Annotated in this window: 3 protein-coding genes; 1 reads left to right on the top strand and 2 read right to left on the bottom strand. The window is 68.9% G+C overall.

Annotation, left to right across the window (positions count from 1 at the left end):
- Positions 1-287 (bottom strand): MerC family mercury resistance protein (locus tag AB4Y84_RS17475; RefSeq protein ID WP_442250545.1); only part of this gene is annotated, 287 nt, incomplete at its 3' end.
- A gap of 69 nt (positions 288-356) precedes the next feature.
- Between AB4Y84_RS17475 and AB4Y84_RS17470 the strand changes: the two genes are divergently transcribed.
- Complete coding sequence (locus AB4Y84_RS17470) at positions 357-1,682, top strand: GTP-binding protein (RefSeq protein ID WP_442244725.1); 1,326 nt, start codon at positions 357-359, stop codon at positions 1,680-1,682.
- Between the two features lie 96 nt (positions 1,683-1,778).
- Here AB4Y84_RS17470 and AB4Y84_RS17465 read toward each other — a convergent pair.
- The coding region (locus AB4Y84_RS17465; protein ID WP_442250544.1) for an ATP-binding cassette domain-containing protein at positions 1,779-3,141 on the bottom strand (1,363 nt) is incomplete at its 5' end.

The following is a 3,141-nucleotide window of genomic DNA, read 5'->3' as shown; positions in this document are numbered from 1 at the left end:
TGCGAGGGCAGCGCCAGGGCGCCGGCCATCAACAGGGCCAGGCCGATACCGGCGCTCAGCCACGCCAGTGCGGGCAGAGGATGGCGGCGTTCGGCCCGCCACAGGGCGAAGCCAGTCATCGGCAGCGCGATGGCCACGAAGACCAGGTGTACCCATTCCGCTTCGGCCCAGACGCCGAACAGCGGCAGCGCGGCCGCCAGCAGGGGCAGTGCCAGGCAATGCAGCAGGCACAGGCTGGACAGGGCGACGGCCCCGGCATCAAGCAGGGCGGCTGAGGGCGACTTCATGTAGGGAGGTTCCTTGCGCGACAATTGTTATACAGTAACATTTCCGTTCCGCAGCCAACCCGCTCCGACATGAACACTGTTTCCCGCGCCGACCGTCGCCTTCCGGTCACCGTGCTCTCCGGCTTCCTCGGTGCCGGCAAGACCACCCTGCTCAACCAGATACTGCGCAACCGCGATGGCCTGCGGGTGGCGGTGATCGTCAACGACATGAGCGAGGTCAACATCGATGCGCAGCTGGTGCGCGATGGTGGCGCAGAGCTGCGTCGCACCGAAGAGACGCTGGTGGAGTTCAGCAACGGCTGCATCTGCTGCACGCTGCGCGATGATCTGCTGCAGGAGGTCCGGCGCCTGGCTGACAGCGGCCGCTACGACTATCTGCTGATCGAATCGACCGGGATCGGCGAGCCGATGCCCGTAGCGGCCACCTTCGCGGTGCGCGATGAGCACGGCTTCAGCCTGAGCGATATCGCGCGGCTGGATACGATGGTGACGCTGGTGGATGGCAGTGCCTTCCTGGCCGATTTCGGTTCAACGCTGCGCTTGGCCGAGCGTGGTCAGCAGGCGGGGCCGGACGATGACCGCGGCGTGGTCGACCTGCTGTGCGAGCAGGTGGAGTTCGCCGACGTGATCGTGGTCAGCAAGGTGGACCAGGTGGACGACGAAGTGCTGCAGGACACGCTGGCGGTGCTGCGCGGGTTGAACCGCGACGCGAAGCTGCTGCTGTCCGCGTTCGGCGACGTGCCGCTTGCCGAGCTGCTGGATACCGGTCGCTTCGATTTCGATCGTGCGCAGCAGGCTCCCGGCTGGGTGAAGGAGCTGCGCGGCGAGCACACACCGGAAACCGAGGAGTACGGCATTGCCAGCTTCGTCTACCGCTCGCGACGGCCGTTCCACCCAGCCCGCTTCGCACGCACGTTGCAGCACGGCATGCCCGGGGTGATCCGCAGCAAGGGCTGGTTCTGGCTGGCCAACCGCATGGACTGGGTGGGCGAGTTGAACAGCGTGGGCGCGGCCACGCGCACCCAGGCGGCGGGCTTCTGGTATGCGGCGCGAGAGCGTGTACGTGCCGGACAGGAGGACACCACGCCGCTGCTGCCGCCAACGCCACTGCCTTACAGCGATCTGGGCTGGGCACGGCAGCAGGCCGACTGCTGGAGCGCGCCGTTGCCCGATGCACAGGAATTCCCGGACGCGGCGGCGCACGCGGCGATGGCACGCCTGTGGCACCCGCTGTGGGGTGACCGCCGGCAGGAGCTGGTGGTGATCGGCGTGCACATGGACGAGCGTGTGGTGCGGTCGGCACTGGATGCGTGCCTGCTCAACGACACCGAGCTGCAGGCCGGGCCCTTGCTGTGGCAGCAGATGCCGCAGGCGTTCCCGGTGTGGACGCGTTGATGCGTCTGCGCCACGTGGGGCGTGGAGGCAGGGCTGTGCAGTAGATCCACGCCATGCGTGGATGAATGCCTGCAGGAGCCGAGCACGTGCTCGGCTCTACATCGCATCGCGCCACTGCCAACCTGCGTCACCGACCTGCAGCACCTGCGTTGGCCGCAGGGCCTGCAGCAGGTGGGTGTCATGGCTGACCATCAGCAACGCCCCCGGCCATGCCGCCAGCAGTTCTTCCAGCGCCTGCAGCGCGGCAAGGTCCAGGGCGTTGCCCGGCTCGTCCAGCAACAGCAGCTGCGGGGCAGGATCGGCGTACAGCACGCTGGCCAGTGCCCCTTTCACCCGCTCGCCATCGCTGAGGCTGCTGGCCGGGCGTTGGACGCGCTGCGCATCCAGGCCCAGCAGGGCAAGACGCGTACGCAGTTCACCCGCATCGGCCGCGGGATTCGCAGCGCGCACGGCATCGAGGATGCTCTGTTCACCTGCAAGCCCCAGCAGTTGCTGGTCGAGCAGGGCCAGCGGCGCATGCCGCTGCACCTGACCGCTGCGCGCCGCCAGCTGTCCGGCCAGTACGCGCAGCAGGGTCGACTTGCCGCTGCCGTTGTCGCCCACGACGGCGATGCGCTGGCCGCGCCGGATCTCCAGCTGCAGCRCCGCGTTGCAGCCATGCGGCAGCACCAGATCGTGCGCCTGCAGCAGCCGGGCCTGACCACGCTCGCCTTCACCACTGAACAACGCCAGTTCTGGCGTCACGTGTACCGCCGCAGCGGCGGCGCGCACCTGCGCCGCGCTGGCCTGCAGGCGGTCGTTCTGGATCTGCTGCGCACGGCCGTGGCTCGCTTCGGCGCGCTGCTTCTGCCGACCGAGCAGGATCGGTGCCTGGTTGGCCTCGCGCGCTTCGCGGTTGCCACGTGCCTGCCGCTGCTGCTGGCGCTCGTTCTGTTCGCGCGCGCTGCGTTGCTGCTGCCGGTGATGGGCACGGGCATGCTCCAGCTGGGCGGCGGCGGCCTCGCGTTCGGCGGCGCGTGTGTCGGCATAGTGCTGCCACGGTCCGCCGTAACGATGCAGGCCGTGCGCGTCCAGTTCGACGATCTGCGCCATCTGCGCGAGCAGGCCACGGTCGTGGCTGATGGCCAGCAGGCCCCCCTGCCACTGCTGCAGCTGTGCGTACAGCTGGTGGCGATGCCGGGCGTCGAGATGATTGCTTGGCTCGTCGAGGATCAGCCAGTCCGCGCCGCTGGCCCACGCACCGGACAGCGCCACCTGCATCGCCTGGCCGCCACTGAGCCGGGAGGCGGGCTGCGCCGGATCAAGGTCGGCCGGCAGCTGCATTGCCTGCCACTGCTGCTGCAGGCGTTCGCGCAGGTCCCAGTGGTCGCCCACGCAGACGAAATCGGCTTCATCGATGCTGCCCGCTTCGATGCGTGCCAGTGCCGCCAGTTCGGCGCCGACGCCGGCCAGTTCACCC

It is taken from the genome of Stenotrophomonas sp. 2YAF22 (assembly GCF_052114665.1).
Lineage (GTDB): Bacteria > Pseudomonadota > Gammaproteobacteria > Xanthomonadales > Xanthomonadaceae > Stenotrophomonas > Stenotrophomonas indicatrix.
This window is presented reverse-complemented; position numbering and strand designations above follow the sequence as displayed.

Coding starts and splice junctions, on each gene's coding strand:
- AB4Y84_RS17470 (WP_442244725.1), top strand. CDS start 357: ATGAACACTGTTTCCCGCGCCGACCGTCGCCTTCCGGTCACCGTGCTC.